Source organism: Streptomyces sp. NPDC044044 (assembly GCF_056434405.1).
The window spans coordinates 97,623-115,165 of sequence record NZ_JBWKFG010000013.1; the positions used below are offsets into that span (position 1 = coordinate 97,623).

Consider the following 17,543-nt stretch of genomic DNA (forward strand, 5'->3'; position numbering starts at 1 on the left):
GTACGTGAAGGGCTCGCTGTCTATGGGACGGCGGGCCTTTTTCGCGTGCGCCGGCGGTCGGGGCGGCTAAAGGTTCCTCAGCGCCGTGCTGATCAGGGCCGTCACCGACTCCAGATGGTCCGGCGGAGGCGCGCTGTCCGTGGTGCTGTCCGTGGTGAGGACGAGGGTGGCGTACGGAGGAATCGGGACCTGGAGGCGCGGGCGGGCAGGGGCGGGGGCCGCAGGGGTGAGGTGCAGGACGGCTTCCCTGCAGCCGAGCACCGGGGGCGCGTGCTCGGCGACCGACTGGACGAGGGCGGTGGCCGATGCGGCCGTGGCGACCGCCCGGACGAGCGCGTGCAGGCGGTCGAGCCTGGCGTGGGCGGCGGCCAGGGACGCGGTGAGCTGCATGCGGTCCTCGGTGGCGCGGAAGCGCAGCGTGCGCTCGCGTTCGAGGGCGTTGACGCGCTCCTTGAGGGTGAGGAAGCGGTCGCCGGGGTCGATGCGGACGGCTCGCACATGCACGGTCAGGGTGGGCATCCACTGGGCCCTGGCACCGAAGCAGCGGCAGCGCAGCCGCGCGCCGTCGAAGCCGTGCAGGGTCAGGCCGGCCGGTGTCGGATGGCCGGTGCGCAGCCACTGCCGGACGATGCCGGCGACGTCCTCGGCGGACTCGGAGACGAGTTCGCTCAGGGGTATGGCGTCCCCGACGCCCGGAAGCAGCCGGGCCGCCGCGGGATTCGCGGCCAGGACGCGCGTATCGGCGGCGACGAGCAGGACCGGCTCCGTGAGCAGTCCGGTGATCTTGCGGAAGAGCGTCAGGGAGTCGTCATCACGGGTCACAGGGCATCGCCGTAGTACTCGCGCCCTGTGGCCTGTTCCGCGTCGGAAGGCGGCCGGAGGTGCACCACGACCCGACAGCCCACGTCCCAGCGGGCGATGGTCTTCTCCAGCTCCACGCGGGCGTAGCCGAGGTTGTCCGCGGCGATCGTCCCGAAGACGTTCGACGTCATCATGCACATGGACGGGCGGCCCACGACCTTCTCGCCGAACGGGCAGACGCGATTGCCGAGGACGATGCGCCGGTCGTCCTCCTCGATGACGTAGAAGTCTCCGCCGAGGCGTCTCTTGAGGTCCACCATGACCTTTGCGACCTGCGCGCGGTCCAGACGGTCGACCGAGAGCGCCTTCGTGTACTGGCTGTTGATGTCGTCGCCGATGGTCTGGCTGACGAGGCTGACGTAGCCCGCCGCCTCCTCCAGGCCGACCACGTCCTCGAGCACGCGTGCCAGTTCACGGATCAGGCTGCGCATGAACACGTCGCGGTCGAGGGCGATGGGTGCTTCGGACGGTTCCACTGAGGGGCCCCCTCGCCGTGGAGTCACTCGGCACGCAACTCTCACCTTGTGTCATCGAATGATGGCGCACTGTGATATGCGCTGTCGACCGACTTCGTCAGGCCGCCGGATGCGGGCAAGGACGGAAAAAGGGATGGACGCTGTGATCACAGCGGCCTTAGTCTCGCCCGGTCCCAGCCTTCACGAGTTCGAAGAGGTGCATTTGATGACGGTCCAGGTAATCGCGGCCCACTCCCGTCGGCCGCTCTGCCCAACCGTTCTCACCTCCACGGACCGAAGGAATCCCCGTAGTGGATCTGCCACGTAGCTTCACCATCCGCGAGAGCAGTCATCGCGTCTGCAACCCGTTCACCAGCGAGAAGCTGGCCATCCTGGGGCAGGCCATCAGCCCGTCGCCGGGCGCTCGCATGCTCGACCTCGCCTGCGGCAAGGGCGAGATGCTGTGCACCTGGGCCCGCGACCACGGCGTGACCGGCACTGGGGTGGACATCAGCACCGTCTTCCTCGAGGCTGCCCGCGCGCGGGCAACCGAGCTGGCCGTCGCCGACCGGGTCGGCTTCGTGCACGCGGACGCATCGGGCCATGTCGCCGACGACCCCGTCGACATCGCGGCCTGCGTCGGCGCCACCTGGATCGGCTCCGGCGTCGCAGGGACCGTCGATCTCCTGCGACGCAGTCTCGTTCCCGGCGGCATGATGCTGATCGGCGAACCGTACTGGCGCCGCGAGCCTCAGGACCAGGCCACCGTCGAGGGCTGCCACTTGACCCGCAAGGACGACCTGCTCCCGCTGCCGGAGCTGCTGGAACAGTTCGGGGCACTGGGCTGTGATGTCGTCGAGATGGTCCTTGCCGACCAGGACAGCTGGGACCGGTACGTCGCGGCCCAGTGGCTCAACACCCGCCGCTGGCTGGACGCCAACCCCGACGACGAGCTCGCCGACGAATTGCGCACGGAACTCGCCACGGGACCCGTCCAGTACGCCCGGTACCAGCGCGAATATCTCGGGTGGGGCGTGTTCGCCCTGATGAACCGCTGACGCGGGGCCGCTGACGCGGGGCCGGTGAGGCGGGTCCGCTGACGCGGGGCCGCGGACACACCACTCCGAGTGAGCCCCGGCGTCATCTGCCGGGGCTCGCTTGCGTGGGCGCCACGGTCAGATCAGGTCACGTGTTCGAATGTCTGTGCGCCACCGATGGACGGTGGCGGACGATCACGGCCTTGGGCGCTCGCGCGGCGGCCTGACCACCAAGCTCCATCTGGCCGTCGAGCAAGGCCAGAAGCCCATGTCTATCGTGATCGTCGCCGGACAGCGCGGCGACTCTCATCCGCTGCACCATCCCGCACCGGGCTGTGGCCACGAGATGCGACAAACTCGCGGTCCGCTACGAGGCCACCGTCCTCATCGCAGCCATCGACGAGTGGCTGTGACCAGCAGCTCGCGATTGCCCCGGTGGCCTTTCATTGATTCCCCACCTCAAATGCCTGGGCGACGGAGAGGCTGTCCTCATAGATATGGTGCCGGGTGACAAGGCCGTCTTCGACGGTGAGATGCAAGGCGAACCGCGCGTGATACGCACGGCCCGTGGGCCGGGCGGTCTGACGGATCTCGCCGAGCACGACCGCGTCGTTCCCGTCGATGAGGATGCGCTCGACCTCAGTCGCCACGTACTCCGGCACGTGGTACTCGGCAAGCTCGCGATAGTGGGCGGCCGCGTCGGCCCGGGTGAACCGGTGACGGATCCACGGAGTGGCAGTACGGCCGTGCTCGGCCTCCGGCCAGTCGAGTTTCCAATCGCCCTGCTCGGCGTACAGCTCGGCGATGCGCTCGGGGTCGCCCTCGCCGATTCTGCGCAGCAACTCCTCAACCACAGTGCGCGTGTTTGTAGCTGCGGCAATGGACATGGCTGACCTCTCCGTCCTGGTCCGCGTCCTCCGACGCGGAGAGATCGCTAATCCTGTCCGTGCAGGCACACCGAGTCGATTACCTCTGAAGTAAGGCAAGCCCACCACCAAGATCCACTTCCGATACACGTCCTAGCGGGGTGTGCGCCGGACGTACCCGGCTCGTATCGCGCAGCTCTCGTGCAGTCGTACCGTGATGCCGCCAGCCGAGATAGAGACCTTCGCGAAGGTTCTGACTTTCTGGCCTTGGGTGATCGGCTGATCGCAGTGCCCGCAGAACCATGTACCTGCGCTCATCGTCGCGCCTCCCTCAGTGTCCGCCGCAGAGCGCTGCCTTCGATGCAGCGGGCGGCTTCGTCGGCGCACTGCTCGCAGCTCTGTATGTGGGCGAGGAGCTCCAGGTACGCGGGCCGGGAGGCGCAGAGTCGGCAGGAGCGGGGGAACCAGACGAAGTCGTCTTTCCCCCTGCGCTCGCCGAGCTCTACGGCCGTCGCCGTGCAGAGAGCGACGGCGCACCAGACGCAGGCACGGCCGCACGTCTGCGCCACGGACAAGGCGGCAGGGTCTGGTACTTCGACCGGCCGCGTGCGAAGTGTGCTCGTTCTGCTTCCCGCGCCGGATGCTGGGCCCGTACTCTCGCCCATGTCGACTCCATCTCAGTCGGCCATGCCTCGGGACCGTTCACGCGGTCGCCGGGGCGCTGTACGACTCATGGAATCGGTGCGCTACACAGAGTGACAGGGATGTGGCGTCCTACTTTTGCGACGTTATTCGACAACTCCCAGGAACTCGGCCAATGACCGTAGCCCGGCAGGGTGGTTGGGAAGCGACCACAGGTCACGCACGATGGCTACGGCCAACGTGTGGTGCTGCATCCAGGTCGGAGCCACACGACGCAGCGACTCAAGAGACTTCACAGCCTCTCCCGCGCACCCAAGGTCCGTATGGGCTCGGGCTACGTCCAGCAACAGCCACGTCCGCCATGATGGCGGGGTGTCCTTGCTCAGCCGCATTCCCCTGGCCAGCTTCAGGGCCTCTTCGGGATGCCCGTACTGGACGGCCAGGCGGACGCGCTCGGTACGCACCGATGACGGGCTGAAAACGCTGACCATGCGGCTGTCGCTACCCTGCGGCAGCTTGGCCACGCGGGCGGCTTCTTTCTCGGCGTGCGCCATCAACGCAGCTGCCCGCTCATAGTCGTTGCTGCGCGCGGCCGACGTGGCGGCGGACATGGTGAGCGCACCCCAGACCTTCAGCCCGTCAGCGGTCCCCGTGTGCCCGCTGTCCTTGGTGTCGTCGGCGGCGTGCAGGGCGATGCTCAGGGCGTCCCCGAGGCGCCCTTGCCGCTGGTACGTCCACGCAACGGAGTTGACGATCATGGGGCGTAGCAGGGGGTCGGAGGATCGCCCCGCGGCGTCTATGGCGCGCTCCAAACTGATGAGCGCTAGGTCTGTCTTCCCCATGCGTACGGCGATGTGCCCGGCGAGTTGGAGGACCTTGCCCAGCGCTGCGAAACCGGCTCCCCGATCATCGTCGTTGCTCGCCACCGTGGCCGTCTGCGCGTCCGAGATCATGTCCGGCAGCGCCTGCATCACCGTGTCGAACTCGGCCGAGTGGTACTGCGTCCAGCCATCCGCGATCCGCTCGCGCAGGGCGGTCAGCGAGAAGCCGGGCTCTGGTGGCTTCGGCTCCGGTCCCCAGAGCGCCGGCATGATGGCGCGGCGCACCGCCACGAAGCGCGGCCCGTCGTTCTCTCCCGTCGAGGCGACGGCAGGAGGGTCCCCCAGAAGCGTCGTCAGCTCCACGCCGAGGCCGTTCGCCAAGGCGTGAAGCGTGGGCAAGCGTGCCGAGTGCTTGCGGCGCTGCTCAAGCTGACGGATTACATCAACGGACACGTCCGAGCGCTCGGCCAATTCCTCTTGCGTCAGGCTGGCTAGACGGCGCAAGCGGCGAAGAGTCCGCCCCAGATCTTCGTTTGCCACGCTGCCACCGTACGCGGTTCAGCTCCCGGCCACGGAATGGATCGTCGAGCTGCATGGCATGACCTGCACCGCAGATGACACGGTGGTGGAGTTCGCCATCGGCGTTCATGCGGCCACGCCCTTCGCGTGGTCCAACGACTTCAAGGCGCCCGACTCGGCGCAGGGAAGAAGGCGATAAGGCGTGATCTCCGTACAGGCGTGGGCCGACGCGCAGGAACTCTGGGACTGCCAACTGATGGGCCACGAACCCCGGCGATGCTCGGTGGCGATCGGGCTCGGCAGTCACGATCTCGGCGTAGCTGACGTCACGGCTGACCTGTATCACCGAGGCCTGGCTCCGCTGATCGTCTTCACCGGGGCCACCAGCCGTACGACGCGAGAGGCGATGCCCAAAGGCGAGGCCGAGCACTATCGCGAGCGGGCCTTGGAGCTTGGAGTGCCAGCGGGCGCGATCCTCGTCGAGCCGCAAGCTCGGAACACCGGCGAGAACATTGCGCTGTCTCGGGCCTTGCTGGAAGCGCGTGGGGTGTCCGTTGAGTCTGCGCTACTAGTCAGCAAGCCATACGAAGAGCGTCGGTCCTACGCCACAGCGTGCAAGGTCTGGCCCGGCGTGACGTGGGTGAGTGCGTCTGCGGTCATGACGTTCGCGGAGTACGTCGACTCGATCCAGGATGCGCGGCTCCTCATCGACATGCTTGTCGGGGCGCAACAGCGGCTCCTGGTCTACCCGGAGCAGGGGTTCGTGATCGAGCAGCAAGTTCCACGAAATGTGCAGGCAGCCTACGAGCGTCTGCGCGGAGAGGGATTTACAAGCCGCCTGCTGCCAGATGCAGCTAGGAGCTGAAATCGTGAGGGCAGTTCGCTCGGGTCTCTTTCGCATGGAGTTCAAGGCCAGGCTGCAGGTGCGAGCAGGCCGCCACGCGCTTGCGCTCGTTCGACGGCCGTACCGCCTCGTCGAGCGCGCTGCTGTTCGACTCAGGCTTAGTTGTCGGCCCCAGCGGGACCCCGTAGCGACTAGTCGCTTCGGGGCTCGTCTTTCAGACGTGCGCGGAGGGCGTCACGCTCTACGACGGCGGCGCGACGATGTGCAACCACGCCATGGGCGGCGCCCGTCGTTCGCGCGCGACAGCATGCCTATCGCGGCTGGACTTAGCGAATCTCAATCGCTTCTACATACGTTCCATAGTCAACTCGGTCGTACGTGACGATCGAGGGCTGAATTACTGGATCGCGTACGCGCCCCAGGGAAATCGCGGCAGAGATCGGTAATGCGCCGAACAAGTGAAGACGCACGACTTTCTTGTAGTGCTTCTCAAGCTCACCGAAAAATGCTCGATAAGTTAGGCGCAAATTTTCCAGTGTGGCCTTTGAGTTAATAATGCCGCCACACGGAGTTCTGCCAATCGGCTGAATTCGGAACACAGGGAAGTGCCTCAAGTGTTGCGGGATTTCATCTTCATGGACAGTTCCGGAAATACTCGCGAGAAGGATAGCTTCTGTTCCAGCGGCAGCATTCGGTGTATCAGTTGTAAAGTTTACGGGGGGTTCTATGCTGGGCCACGCCCATGAGTCCGTGGTTTGATGTCGCTGATAGAAATCGATCCCGTAGCCATCTCCCAGCTTTCTGCCTAGATAAATAAGCAACGGGAGTCGCGCGAAGGCAAAGACGCTTACGTGCTCTACGTGGCCCTTCTTCAATCCGTCGTGGAGTGCATGGTCGACGACTTCGTCGACCATGGCTTTCGCAGCGCTATAATATTCTGCTGTTGGGGCCGAGTCGCGACCGAATTCGTTCATCCGTGAACATTCGCCAGACAGGTGCCGTAGATCGATTTCGAGGCCGTATCGATCGTAGGAAAGCCTGAAGTATGGGAAGCGGTCGCTGGACGCGAGAACTGCTTCTATAGCCGTTCTCTGTGCGAGCTCTAAGGGAGTCCCGCGCAGTTTTCCAATCATTCGCAAGATTACAGTTCTTCGATCGTTTTCAAGGCCAGTTACGTGCTTGATCCGCTCTTCGTGGCTGCGTTTGGCGTCCATGAGCTTCTCGACCGTAAAGATACTTAAGGTTGCGGGATCATCAATTTCAGTATGGCAATCGCCGCACGCAAGGATGATGTTATCGGCTAGGTCTCTTTTTTCTTTCGGGTAGTTAGTTAACCCGCGCGGGGATCCTGCAGACTCCTGCTGCCCGACGATGTGCGCTAGCTCGCCTAGTGAAACCGGCTCGCTCGTCAGGCCTCCGTCGAGTAGGTCCCTATTGCAGATCGCGCACCGGCCGCCAGACCTAACCCATACTCGCCGCTTCTCGGATTCCCTCAGGTGTGGGCGTGTGCCAACTTGGCGAGGTCGACGTGCTGGTTGTGAGCTCACTGTCCAGCCTTCGCTAAGAAGCTTCGGATGTTTGGGGTGCTAGAAAAAGGTCGCGAATTGATTCTCTACCTTTGTGTACATCGCCTGATGCAGTATCCGATATCGCCCTATCGAGAACTGCGCAGACGGCACCCAGGCGGTCAAGAACCTCCCATCTGGCCATCTCCAAACCGATAGGCGCGCCAATTCTTGCAGGATCCGGTGTCAGGCCAGCGCTCAAGGAAGAGTGCGCGTGATGAAAAAAGGTGTGTACACCTTCAACCAGACACGTGGGCTGCGAGATGCATGAAAGGGCCAGGGCTTTGATATTCCATGACGACAGGGGTCGCCCGCACTGGCGATTCCATTGTTTGATGATTCGCACCACAGCGTTAAATGAAAAATCAGTTTCTCGATTTGCTTGTTGAATTATTTCGCTATGCCGAATTGGGTCTGATCTATCCCAGCCGTCGTGATGGAGGTTGGGGATGAGGACTCCTGCCCCGTGCGGGTAATCAAGGGCCACGATTACGTCAGCCGTGAAATCACAAAAGGGTTTTTTTGTCGTAGACCCAAACTGTACTACAATCGCCCTCTTTTGATCCGTGAAGTCTGCTGATAGCCCCGGGTAACGCTCGCCAATCTGTGTCTCGATGACTTCACTTACATGTTGCATGATTCTTGTGGGGCTATGGCGTCGCTCGCTGGTTGCCCAGGGTTCTCCGAGGATGACTCCCAGATCTACGTCATTAAGAGGGCTGAGGGCATCACCATGCTCGATGCTTCCATTAACGTAGACGTCGGGCCCGAAGGCGGTAACGAGCGCCGATCTGAGCACCTTTACGCGCTCTTTGGCCTCAGCGTATTCGGCATTTGTAATTGCTATCTGGTAGTCGATTTCAAGTAGGAGAGGTTCTAGTTCTTCCACTACGGCGCAGGATTGGTGTGCGAAAGTGCGGCCGTGAATCATCTGAACCTCCTTTCGCTTGAACTTTCCCCGGTGCGCCGCCAAATCGCACTCGAAGAGGGTGCTCTTGATGCACCAATGATGTCACGCCACCCCCTGACGCAGAGCCTTGTTAGATCCATTGTTCGCGAGGTGATCTCGTTCACGCTGTCGAAGTCTGAGGGGTGAGCGGACGCGATGTGCTTGGGCCCCTTCGCTGGTAAAGAGGGAGCTCACTGCCCCGCAGTTCGGCCTGGTCCGCGATCTAGCGGCTGGCGGAGCTGGTCCACGACTGGATGCGGCTGGACGACGATGGAAGGAGCCCGGACAGCTCGTAGCAGTGGTGACACCACCTCCTGATGAGGGACGGGTGACCGGGAGACACCTTGTTCCCCCGGGTGAGCGCGGCCGGACGCGCATCGCGAGTGGTTGCGGCGGGCGCCTGGTACGAGGCGCCGTGGTCCCTTATCCCAGGTCAGCCGAGTACTCCCGGGCCATCTGTGGGCCGTCCAAGGGGGGCCCACAGTGACCAATGACGACCAGTGGCGACCGCTACCCGTACACGGTGACCTGGCCGGGCCCCCGCCGTCTGCGACACTGGATGGACCATGCCTGTACCCGGAGAACTCACCTTCGTCGCGCCCCGCGGAGCCAAGAAGCCGCCGCGGCATCTCGCCGACCTCACGCCCGCCGAGCGCAAGGAAGCCGTCGCCGCTGTCGGCGAGAAACCGTTTCGCGCCAAGCAGCTCTCGCAGCACTACTTCGCGCGGTACGCGCACGACCCGGAGCAGTGGACCGACATTCCCGCCGGGTCGCGGGGCAAGCTGCAGGAGGCGTTGCTTCCTGAGCTGATGTCCGTGGTGCGGCACATCAGCTGTGACGACGACACCACGCGCAAGACGTTGTGGCGGCTCTTCGACGGGACGCTCGTCGAGTCCGTGCTCATGCGCTATCCGGACCGCGTGACGATGTGCATCTCGTCGCAGGCCGGGTGCGGGATGAACTGCCCGTTCTGTGCGACGGGGCAGGCCGGTCTCGACCGGAATCTGTCGACCGCCGAGATCGTGCACCAGATCGTCGACGGCATGCGGGCGTTGCGGGACGGGGAGATCCCCGGCGGGCCTGCCCGGCTTTCCAACATCGTTTTCATGGGGATGGGCGAGCCGCTCGCCAACTACAACCGGGTGACCGGCGCCATCCGCCGGCTGACCGATCCCGAGCCGGACGGTGTCGGGCTCTCGCAGCGCGGCATCACCGTGTCGACCGTCGGGCTCGTGCCCGCCATCCACCGGTTCGCCGACGAGGGCTTCAAGTGCCGCCTCGCCATCTCGCTGCACGCGCCCGACGACGAGCTCCGCGACACCCTCGTACCCGTCAATACGCGGTGGAACGTGCGGGAGGTACTGGATGCCGGCTGGGAGTACGCGGCCAAGTCCGGGCGCCGGCTGTCGATCGAGTACGCGCTGATCCGCGACATCAACGACCACGCGTGGCGCGGTGACCGGCTCGGGCGGCTGCTCAAGAACAAGCCCGTGCACGTGAACCTGATCCCGCTGAACCCGACGCCGGGTTCGAAGTGGACGGCATCCCGGCCCGAGGACGAGAAGGCCTTCGTGGATGCCATCGCCGCTCATGGGGTGCCTGTCACGGTTCGTGACACCCGCGGCCAGGAGATCGACGGGGCGTGCGGTCAGCTCGCCGCGTCCGAGCGTTAGGCTGGCCGAAACGTAACTGGACACAACTTCATAGCCGGAACACATCTTCATATCCGACAGGGGAGCGCCACAGCGCTGAGAGTGCGGCAGCCAAGGACAGGTTGGCCGCAGACCCTCTGAACCTTGCCCGGGTCATTCCGGGTAGGAAGTTCGGTCATCACTCAAGCTGTTGCGCCCTGCCCGCGGACCGGTCCGGACCGGTCCGCGGGCAGGGCCGCGTCTCTTCCTGGTCACTCCAGGAGGAATGAATTCAGTGAGCACCACCAAGAAGAAGGTCACGGTCACCGCGATCGCGGTCGGTCTCGGGCTTGTCGCGCTCTCCGCCTGCGGCAGCGAGTCGTCGGGCGGCGGCAAGGACGACTCCAAGAGCGTCACGCTCGTCAGCCATGACTCCTTCAACGTCTCCAAGGACGTACTGAAGGCGTTCGAGAAGAGCTCGGGCTACAAGGTCAACGTCCTCAAGGACGGGGAGGCGGGCGCCGCCGTGAACAAGGCGATCCTCTCCAAGGACAACCCGCAGGGCGACGTCTTCTTCGGCGTCGACAACACCCTGCTCTCCCGCGCGCTCGACAACGGACTCTTCCAGTCGTACGAGGCCAAGGGCTCGGACCAGATCGTCCCGCAGTTCCGCGTCGATCAGGACAAGCACCGGGTGACGCCCGTCGACAGCGGCGACATCTGCGTCAACTACGACAAGAAGTACTTCGCCGACAAGAAGCTGGCGCCGCCGAAGTCCTTCGAGGATCTGACCAAGCCCGCCTACAAGGATCTGCTGGTCACCGAGAACGTCGCGACCTCGTCGCCCGGTCTTGGTTTTCTGCTCGGTACCGCCGCCCAGTACGGCGACGGCGGCTGGCAGGGCTACTGGAAGAAGCTCAAGGCCAACGGCGTCAAGGTCGTCGACGGCTGGGAGCAGGCCTACAACGAGGAATTCTCCGGCTCCGCGGGCGGCAAGAAGGCCAAGGGCGACCGGCCCCTCGTCGTCTCGTACGCCTCCTCGCCTCCCGTCGAGGTGCTCTACGCCAAGCCGCAGCCCAAGGAGGCGCCGACCGGCGTCGCGACCGGCACCTGCTTCCGGCAGGTCGAGTACGCCGGTCTGCTCAGCAACGCCAAGAACGAGAAGGGTGGCAAGGCGCTGCTCGACTTCCTGATCAGCACCAAGTTCCAGGACGACATGCCGCTGAACATGTTCGTGAACCCGGTGCGGGAGACCGCCGAGCTGCCCGAACTGTTCGTCAAGCACGGCGTGACGATCGACAAGCCGGAGACCATGGCTCCGAAGAAGATCGCCGACAACCGCGAGCAGTGGGTCAAGTCGTGGACCTCGCTCGTACTGAAGTAAGCAAGGCCCGTAAGGGTCGTCGTCGTAAGGGACTCTCGCGCGGGAGTGCGGCGCGGCTCGGTCTCATGGCCGTGCCCGTCGCGTTCTTCGCGGTCTTCTTCGCCTATCCGGTCGCCGCGATCGTCGCGCGCGGCCTGAAGGTGGGCGGGGAGTGGCAGTTCGGGCGGATCGTCGATGTCCTCGCGCAGTCCGACATCCGGCACGTGCTGTGGTTCACCACCTGGCAGGCGCTCGCGTCGACCGCGCTCACGCTGCTTGTCGCGCTCCCCGGCGCGTACGTCTTCGCGCGCTTCGAGTTCAGGGGCAAGCAGATCCTGCGGGCGGTCGTCACGGTGCCGTTCGTGCTGCCGACGGTCGTCGTCGGGACCGCGTTCCTCGCGCTGCTCGGCCGCGGCGGTCTGCTCGACGAGATGTGGGGCGTGCGGCTCGACACGACCGTGTGGGCCATTCTGCTCGCGCACGTCTTCTTCAACTACGCCGTCGTCGTACGGACGGTCGGCGGGCTCTGGTCGCAGCTCGACCCGCGTCAGGAGGAGGCCGCGCGGATGCTCGGCGCCTCGCGGTGGACCGCCTGGCGCACGGTGACGCTGCCCGCGCTCGGTCCCGCGGTCGCCGCCGCCTCACTCATGGTCTTCCTCTTCACCTTCACCTCCTTCGGTGTCGTGCAGATCCTCGGCGGACCGGCGTACTCGACGCTCGAGGTCGAGATCTACCGGCAGACCGCCCAGCTGCTCGACCTGTCGACGGCCGCCGTCCTGACCATCGTGCAGTTCGCGGCGGTCGGCTTGATCCTCGCCGTGCACGCGTGGACCGTCCGCAGGCGGGAGACCGCGCTGAAGCTGGTCGACGCGTCCGTGGTCGCGCGGCGCCCGCGCGGCGCCGGGCAGTGGACGCTGCTCGGCGGGGTCATGGTCACGATCGCCGTGCTGATACTGCTGCCGCTCGGGGTGCTGATCGAGCGGTCGCTGAGCGGTCCCGCCGGCTACGGCTTCACGTACTACAAGGAGCTGACCTCGGCCGACGGGGGCGCCTTCCTCGTGCCGCCGATCGAAGCGGTCTGGAATTCGCTTCAATACGCGCTCGCCGCCACCGCCATCGCCCTGGTGATCGGCGGGCTCGCGGCGGCGGCGCTCACCAGGAAGGCCGGTCGTCTGGTGCGCGGCTTCGACGCGCTGTTGATGCTGCCGCTCGGGGTGTCCGCGGTGACGGTCGGCTTCGGGTTCCTGATCACGCTGGACAAGCCTCCGCTCGACCTGCGGTCCACTTGGATCCTGGTGCCGCTCGCGCAGGCCCTGGTGGGCGTTCCCTTCGTCGTACGCACCATGCTTCCCGTCCTGCGCGCGGTGGACGGACGCCTGCGCGAGGCGGCGGCCGTGCTCGGGGCCTCGCCGCTGCGGGCGTGGCGGGAGGTCGACCTGCCGATGGTGCGGCGGGCGCTGCTCATCGCCGCCGGGTTCGCCTTCGCCGTGTCCCTGGGGGAGTTCGGCGCGACCGTGTTCATCGCGCGGCCGGACAATCCGACGCTGCCGGTTGCCGTGGCGCGGCTGCTCGGGCGGGCCGGGGAGCTCAACTACGGGCAGGCGATGGCACTTTCGACGATCTTGATGGTGGTGTGCGCGGTGTCGCTGCTGCTGCTCGAACGGCTCCGTACCGATCGCACGACTGGGGAGTTCTGATGGGTGTGGGTGTGGGTGTGGGTGTGGGTGTGGGGGCCGGTGCCGGTGCCAGTGCCGGTGGTTCCGGTGGTGCGGGTGCAGGGTTGCTGACCTTGGCCGATGCGACCGTGCGGTTCGGGGCGCGTGCCGTGCTCGACCGTGTCGGGCTCGCGGTCGACGCGCACGAGATCGTGTGCGTGCTCGGGCCCAGCGGCAGCGGCAAGTCGACGCTGCTGCGTGCGGTCGCCGGGCTCCAGGAGCTCGACGCCGGGCAGGTCCTGCTGGGCGGGAAGGACCAGCGTGGTGTGCCCGCGCACAAGCGTGGGGTCGGCCTGATGTTCCAGGACCACCAGCTGTTCCCGCAGCGTGACGTGGCGGGCAACGTCGCCTTCGGGCTGCGGATGCACGGGGCGTCGCGCGGCGAACAGGCCGACCGGGTGGCCGAGTTGCTCGAACTGGTGGGGCTGCCGGGTGCGCAGCGGCGAGCCGTCGCCTCGCTCTCGGGCGGAGAGCAGCAGCGGGTGGCGCTTGCGCGTGCGCTCGCGCCGAGGCCACGCCTGCTCATGCTCGACGAACCACTCGGTCAGCTCGACCGGTCGCTGCGCGAGCGGCTTGTCGTCGAACTCCGTGAGCTCTTCGACGAGTTGGGCACGACCGTGCTCGCGGTCACGCACGACCAGGGCGAGGCCTTCGCCCTCGCGGACCGGGTCGTGGTGATGAGGGAGGGGCGGATCGCCCAGTCCGGTACGCCCCTTGAGGTCTGGAGGCATCCGGCTGACGAGTTCGTGGCGCGCTTCCTCGGCTTCGACAACGTCGTCGACGCGACGGTGGCCGGTGACGTGGCGGACACCGTCTGGGGCAAGGTTCCGGTGCCGGAGGACGCGGCGGACGGGCGGTGCAGGCTCCTTGTGCGGCCGGCCGGGGTGCGGCTCGTGCCCGCCGATGAGGGACTGCCGTGCGCGGTGACGGCGCGTACCTTCCGTGGCACTCATGTCGCCGTCCATCTGGAGCCCCGGGTGGGGCCGCGCCTTGAGGCGGCCTGTGCGTTGCGGGATGCGCCTGGGGTGGGGGAGACGGTGGGGGTCGCGTTTGATGCGGGGGATGTCGTGGTGCTGGGCTGAGGTGGGGTGGGGTGAGGTGGGTCGCGGCGTGCGTGTCTGGGTGGGTGGGCCGCGGCTTTAATGCGGTGTGGGTAGCCCGGGGATCTGCCTAGGGTTCGGCACATGACGACACCCATGACGACAACGACGATGGAGTACGACCGCCACCGCGCCGAAGTCGCGGTCCAGCTGGGCCTCTTGAGACAGACGCTGGCCGGGGCGGACCTGGCGGCCACCGTGCCGACGTGTCCGGAATGGACGCTGGGGCAGCTCGCCCGCCATGTCGGCGGTGCCGTGCGGTGGGCGGAGCGGCTGGTTGCCACCCGGGCCACGGGGGACATCCCGGAGGAAGAGGTCCCGGGTATCCACGGCCCCGAGGGCGACGACGCCGCCGCTCTCGACGCCTGGCTGGCCGAGGGGGCCGAGCTGGTCACCAAGACGTTGGCCGGCGCGCGCGCCGATACTCCGGTGTGGACCTGGGCCGAGGCGCAGAGCGCTGGGTTCTGGGCGCGGAGGATGACGCACGAGGTGGCGATTCACCGGGCGGACGCGGCGATTGCCGCGGGTGTCGCGTATGAGGTCGCGCCGGATGTCGCTGTCGATGCGATCGATGAGTGGCTGGAGATCGTTCGGTACGTGCAGCGGACTGATCCGGGGGACAGCGCGGTTGAGTTGCGTGGTGTGGGGCGGAGTATCCATCTGCATGCGACCGATGTGCCTTCGGAGCTGAACGCCGAGTGGGTCATCGAGTTCGGTGAGGAGGGGTTCGTGTGGCGGCGGGGGCATGAGAAGGCGACCGTCGCTTTGCGGGGGCCGCTTACTGAGGTGTTGCTGGCCTTTTACCGGCGGCGGTCGCTCGACAGCGGGGGTGTTGAGGTGCTGGGGGAGCGGGGGTTGCTGGACTTCTGGCTGGAGCGGGCTTCGTTCGGGTAGTGCCTTTTCCCCAACCCCGCCCCTTCCCGAAAACCCGCTCGGCGCAGGGGCCTTGGTTGCCGTTGATCACCGGCTTCGCCGAGTTCGTCCTCAAGCGCCGGACGGGCTGGAGACTCGCTCTTGCGCCGCGGCCTTGGGTGCCGCAATCACCGGCTTCGCCGAGTTCGTCCTCAAGCGCCGGACGGGCTGGAGACTCGCTCTTGCGCCGCGGCCTTGGGTGCCGCAATCACCGGCTTCGCCGAGTTCGTCCTCAAGCGCCGGACGGGCTGGAGACTCGCTCTTGCGCCGCGGCCTTGGGTGCCGCAATCACCGGCTTCGCCGAGTTCGTCCTCAAGCGCCGGACGGGCTGGAGGCCCGCTCTTGCGCCGCGGCCTTGGGTGCCGCAATCACCGGCTTCGCCGAGTTCGTCCTCAAGCGCCGGACGGGCTGGAGACTCGCTCTTGCGCCGCGGCCTTGGGCGCCGTCATCACCGGCTCCGCCGAGTTCGTCCTCAAACGCCGGACGGGCTGGAGACTCCACCGGGCTGGCTGGACTCTCCACCGGACGGCAGGGACATCAGCACGCCCGGTGCCTCCTCCACCCTGTCCACCAACGCGATCCTCGACTCCATCGACCGGCCCCGCGCCAGCGCCTGCAGCAGGGGCCACGCCGGGAGGCGGTTCGTCCAGTGGGCGTGGTCCACCAGGATCATGGGGGCCGGTTCGCCGCGGGATTCGTAGTAGTTGGGGGTTGCTGCGTCGAAGATTTCCTGGAGCGTGCCCGCCGCGCCGGGGAGGAAGATCACGCCCGCGTTCGAGCGGGCCAGGAGGCCGTCCTCGCGGGTGGCGTTGGCGAAGTACTTGGCCAGGTGGGTGGCGAAGGCGTTCGGCGGCTCGTGGCCGTAGAACCAGGTGGGGATGCCCACCGACGCGCCGCCCGACGGCCAGCGCTCGCGGACGTCGAAGGCGGCGCGCGCCCAATCGGTGATGGAAGGGGTGAAGGACGGGGCCTTGGCGAGGAGTTCGAGCGCCTCGTCCAGCATCTCGTCGCGGAAGACGGACGCGTACGCACCCAGGTTCGCCGCCTCCATCGCGCCGGGGCCGCCGCCCGTGGCGACCGTGAACCCGGCGCGGGCCAGCGAGCGGCCGAGCCTCGCGGCACCCTCGTACGCCTCCGTGCCGCGCGCCATCGCGTGGCCGCCCATGACGCCCACCACCCGCGCGCTGACGAGCAGTTCGTCGAGGGCGTCCGAGACCGAGTCGTCGTGGATCGCGCGGAGCATCGAGGAGAAGACGTCGCCGTCGGCCTTGGTCTCCTGGAACCAGGCGTACGCGCGGGCGTCAGGAGTCGCCTCGTACCCACCCTCGGAGAGTCCCGCGAAGAGTTCGTCCGGTGTGTAGAGGAGACCGCGATACGGGTCGAACGGCAGACCGGGGACGGGCGGGAACACCAGCGCCCCGGCGGTCCGCATCGCGTCCACGGCGTCCTGCTCCATCGGGCAGCCGAGGAACACCGCGCCCGTGGCGTCGCAGGCCCGCAACGCGGACGTACGCTCCGTCAGGTCTATGGCCTGGACGCGGCACCCGGCGAGCGAGCCGCGAGCGGCGATCTCGTCGAACTCCTCCAGCGACTCGATCTCGCGGTCGCCGCCCGGGAGTCGGGGCGAGGAGCCGGGGCCGGGGGCGGATGCGGGTTCGGGAGTCGGCTGCATCCGCCCATGCTAAGCAGGACGCGCCGGGAGCCGGGCGTCAGCCCTGGACCTCGGACGGGTCCATCCACATGATTTCCCAGGTGTGGCCGTCCAGGTCGTCGAACGCGCGGCCGTACATCATGCCGTAGTCCTGCGTCTTGCCCTCCGTGCCACCGGCCGCCACGGCCTTGTCGACCAGCTCGTCGACCTTCTCGCGGCTCTCGGCGCTCAGACACAGGAGCGTCTCGCTGGTCGTCGTCGAGTCCGCGATCTCCTTCTTCGTGAAGTCCCGGTAGCGCGGCTTGCTCAGGAGCATCGCGACGATCGTGTCGCTGATCACGACGCAGGCGCAGTCGTCCGTCGAGAACTGCGGGTTGATCGTGTAGCCGAGCTCCGTGAAGAACTTCCGCGAGCTGTCGACGTCGTTCACGGCGAGGTTCACGAAGATCATCTGCTGGTACATGAGGTGTCTCCCGTTGCGGTGAGTTCTGCGTGGCGCGTGCGTTCCGTGTCTTACGGAGGGGTAGACGTACGTTCGACGCAGAACTCATCGCCCGTCGCGGAATTTCTCGAAATTTCTTCCCGGTCTCTTCCCGCGAGTTCGGCGGGGCC

The 17,543-nt window shown here is 66.5% G+C and carries 16 protein-coding genes and 2 pseudogenes; 9 read left to right on the forward strand and 9 right to left on the reverse strand.

Annotated features, from left to right (window positions below; translation table 11 throughout):
* Positions 1-66: 66 nt before the first annotated feature.
* Positions 67-822 (reverse strand): nitrogen regulation protein NR(II), encoded by a 756-nt coding sequence (locus tag AC07AG_RS39335; protein ID WP_478761585.1) that lies wholly within the window; start codon positions 820-822, stop codon positions 67-69.
* The gene (locus AC07AG_RS39340; protein ID WP_478761587.1) at positions 819-1,337 is read right to left on the reverse strand and encodes a methanogen output domain 1-containing protein; all 519 of its coding nucleotides are present in this window, start codon (positions 1,335-1,337) and stop codon (positions 819-821) included. The genes AC07AG_RS39335 and AC07AG_RS39340 overlap by 4 nt, the downstream gene beginning before the upstream one ends.
* A 290-nt stretch (positions 1,338-1,627) precedes the next feature.
* On the opposite strand from AC07AG_RS39340, the gene AC07AG_RS39345 reads away from it, so the two are divergent.
* Both AC07AG_RS39345 and AC07AG_RS39350 read left to right on the forward strand, forming a co-directional pair.
* A complete protein-coding gene (locus AC07AG_RS39345; protein WP_478761589.1) occupies positions 1,628-2,374 on the forward strand; it encodes an SAM-dependent methyltransferase in 747 nt (248 codons plus the stop codon).
* 157 nt (positions 2,375-2,531) lie between these two features.
* A pseudogene (locus tag AC07AG_RS39350) lies at positions 2,532-2,766 on the forward strand (hypothetical protein); the annotation flags it as partial.
* A gap of 30 nt (positions 2,767-2,796) precedes the next feature.
* Here AC07AG_RS39350 and AC07AG_RS39355 read toward each other — a convergent pair.
* From AC07AG_RS39355 to AC07AG_RS39365, 3 genes are all read right to left on the reverse strand, one after another.
* The gene (locus AC07AG_RS39355; protein ID WP_361055967.1) at positions 2,797-3,240 is read right to left on the reverse strand and encodes a nuclear transport factor 2 family protein; all 444 of its coding nucleotides are present in this window, start codon (positions 3,238-3,240) and stop codon (positions 2,797-2,799) included.
* A gap of 293 nt (positions 3,241-3,533) precedes the next feature.
* Positions 3,534-3,794, reverse strand: a complete 261-nt coding sequence (locus tag AC07AG_RS39360; RefSeq protein WP_478761591.1) for a hypothetical protein — start codon at positions 3,792-3,794, stop codon at positions 3,534-3,536.
* A 213-nt stretch (positions 3,795-4,007) separates the two neighbouring features.
* A complete protein-coding gene (locus AC07AG_RS39365) occupies positions 4,008-5,222 on the reverse strand; it encodes a helix-turn-helix domain-containing protein (protein ID WP_478761593.1) in 1,215 nt (404 codons plus the stop codon).
* Positions 5,223-5,238: 16 nt separating this feature from the next.
* On the opposite strand from AC07AG_RS39365, the pseudogene AC07AG_RS39370 reads away from it, so the two are divergent.
* Positions 5,239-5,400, forward strand: a pseudogene (locus AC07AG_RS39370) (GntR family transcriptional regulator); the annotation flags it as partial.
* Positions 5,401-5,403: 3 nt separating this feature from the next.
* Positions 5,404-6,066 carry a YdcF family protein gene (locus AC07AG_RS39375; protein ID WP_478761594.1) on the forward strand — a complete coding sequence of 221 codons (663 nt, stop codon included), beginning with the start codon at positions 5,404-5,406 and terminating at the stop codon, positions 6,064-6,066.
* Between the two features lie 305 nt (positions 6,067-6,371).
* Here AC07AG_RS39375 and AC07AG_RS39380 read toward each other — a convergent pair whose 3' ends face one another.
* Together AC07AG_RS39380 and AC07AG_RS39385 are read right to left on the reverse strand one after the other, a co-directional pair.
* Entirely contained in the window at positions 6,372-7,259 is an 888-nt protein-coding gene (locus AC07AG_RS39380) for an SAVED domain-containing protein (RefSeq protein ID WP_478761596.1), read from the reverse strand.
* 346 nt (positions 7,260-7,605) lie between these two features.
* On the reverse strand, positions 7,606-8,541 hold the full coding sequence (locus tag AC07AG_RS39385; RefSeq protein ID WP_478761598.1) for a nucleotidyltransferase family protein: 936 nt from the start codon (positions 8,539-8,541) through the stop codon (positions 7,606-7,608).
* A 584-nt stretch (positions 8,542-9,125) separates the two neighbouring features.
* Here AC07AG_RS39385 and rlmN point away from each other — a divergent pair.
* The 5 genes from rlmN to AC07AG_RS39410 all read left to right on the forward strand — a co-directional run bounded on the left by rlmN (position 9,126) and on the right by AC07AG_RS39410 (position 15,262).
* Positions 9,126-10,232: a dual-specificity RNA methyltransferase RlmN gene (gene rlmN, locus AC07AG_RS39390; protein ID WP_249587471.1), complete on the forward strand. Its 1,107-nt coding sequence runs from the start codon at positions 9,126-9,128 to the stop codon at positions 10,230-10,232.
* Positions 10,233-10,476: 244 nt separating this feature from the next.
* Entirely contained in the window at positions 10,477-11,574 is a 1,098-nt protein-coding gene (locus tag AC07AG_RS39395) for a thiamine ABC transporter substrate-binding protein (RefSeq protein ID WP_478761600.1), read from the forward strand.
* Positions 11,550-13,250 (forward strand): ABC transporter permease, encoded by a 1,701-nt coding sequence (locus tag AC07AG_RS39400; RefSeq protein ID WP_478761602.1) that lies wholly within the window; start codon positions 11,550-11,552, stop codon positions 13,248-13,250. Before AC07AG_RS39395 ends, AC07AG_RS39400 begins: the two co-directional genes overlap by 25 nt.
* Positions 13,251-13,333: 83 nt before the next feature.
* Positions 13,334-14,350 (forward strand): ABC transporter ATP-binding protein, encoded by a 1,017-nt coding sequence (locus AC07AG_RS39405; RefSeq protein ID WP_478761604.1) that lies wholly within the window; start codon positions 13,334-13,336, stop codon positions 14,348-14,350.
* 102 nt (positions 14,351-14,452) lie between these two features.
* Positions 14,453-15,262 (forward strand): maleylpyruvate isomerase family mycothiol-dependent enzyme, encoded by an 810-nt coding sequence (locus AC07AG_RS39410; protein ID WP_478761605.1) that lies wholly within the window; start codon positions 14,453-14,455, stop codon positions 15,260-15,262.
* 490 nt (positions 15,263-15,752) lie between these two features.
* Here the strand turns inward: AC07AG_RS39410 and AC07AG_RS39415 are convergent, their stop codons facing one another.
* Positions 15,753-16,952, reverse strand: coding sequence for an LOG family protein (locus AC07AG_RS39415; protein ID WP_478761607.1), 1,200 nt, complete (start codon positions 16,950-16,952; stop codon positions 15,753-15,755).
* A gap of 37 nt (positions 16,953-16,989) precedes the next feature.
* On the reverse strand, positions 16,990-17,394 hold the full coding sequence (locus AC07AG_RS39420; protein ID WP_249587468.1) for a VOC family protein: 405 nt from the start codon (positions 17,392-17,394) through the stop codon (positions 16,990-16,992).
* Between the last annotated feature and the right edge of the window lie 149 nt (positions 17,395-17,543).